The organism is Pseudomonas sp. PGPPP1 (genome assembly GCF_002255865.1).
Taxonomy (GTDB): Bacteria; Pseudomonadota; Gammaproteobacteria; order Pseudomonadales; family Pseudomonadaceae; genus Aquipseudomonas; species Aquipseudomonas cremoris.
In genome coordinates, this window is the sequence record NZ_NKIG01000091.1 from 1 (window position 1) to 961 (window position 961).

At 54.5% G+C, this 961-nt stretch carries 2 protein-coding genes; both read right to left on the bottom strand.

The features are described 5' to 3' along the window. Nucleotides 1-67: 67 nt before the first annotated feature. Complete coding sequence (gene rpsE, locus CFE47_RS31265; protein ID WP_003176409.1) at nt 68-568, bottom strand: 30S ribosomal protein S5; 501 nt, start codon at nt 566-568, stop codon at nt 68-70. Nucleotides 569-571: 3 nt separating this feature from the next. Then, entirely contained in the window at nt 572-922 is a 351-nt protein-coding gene (gene rplR / locus CFE47_RS31270) for a 50S ribosomal protein L18 (protein WP_003186037.1), read from the bottom strand. Nucleotides 923-961 lie beyond the last annotated feature (39 nt).

A 961-nucleotide genomic window follows, 5' to 3' on the forward strand; every position in this document is an offset into this window, starting at 1 on the left:
CACAGTTTGTGGTTAGGAATGCGGCCGGTCATGCTTTTGATCAGCGTTACTTTAACGGTAGCCATGATCAGAAGATCTCCTTGACAGTCAGACCACGCTTAGCAGCGATGGACTCAGGAGATTGCATAGCTTTCAAACCTTTGAAAGTGGCGTGAACCACGTTTACCGGGTTAGTCGAGCCGTAGCATTTGGCCAGAACGTTCTGAACGCCAGCAACTTCGAGGACAGCACGCATAGCGCCGCCAGCGATGATACCGGTACCTTCAGAAGCAGGCTGCATGTACACCTTCGAAGCGCCATGAGCGGACTTCATTGCGTACTGCAGAGTGGTGCCGTTCAGATCAACTTGGATCATGTTGCGACGAGCAGCTTCCATTGCCTTCTGGATCGCAGCAGGCACTTCACGCGACTTGCCACGGCCGAAGCCAACACGGCCTTTACCATCACCAACCACGGTCAACGCGGTGAAAGTGAAGATACGGCCGCCTTTAACGGTTTTGGCTACGCGGTTAACTTGAACCAGCTTCTCAATGTAGCCTTCGTCGCGCTTTTGGTCGTTATTTGACATAACTTAGAACTCCAGCCCAGCTTCACGAGCAGCATCAGCCAGCGCTTTCACGCGACCGTGGTACTTGAAGCCAGAGCGGTCGAAAGCCACTTGCGAGACGCCAGCGGCCTTAGCACGCGTAGCGACCAGCTGGCCAACCTTAGTGGCCGCGTCGATGTTGCCAGTGGCACCATCACGCAGTTCTTTATCCAAAGTCGAGGCGCTTGCCAGGACTTTGTTGCCGTCGGCCGAGATGACCTGGGCGTAGATGTGCTGCGACGAGCGGAACACGCAGAGACGCACGACTTCGAGTTCGTGCATTTTCAGGCGTGCTTTGCGAGCGCGACGCAGTCGAGTAACTTTTTTGTCGGTCATTTGCTATGCCCTACTTCTTCTTGGCTTCTTTACGACGGA

Excerpts from the sequence above, each read along its gene's own strand:
- rpsE (WP_003176409.1), bottom strand. The coding sequence starts at position 568 with ATGTCAAATAACGACCAAAAGCGCGACGAAGGCTACATTGAGAAGCTG.
- rplR (WP_003186037.1), bottom strand. The coding sequence starts at position 922 with ATGACCGACAAAAAAGTTACTCGACTGCGTCGCGCTCGCAAAGCACGC.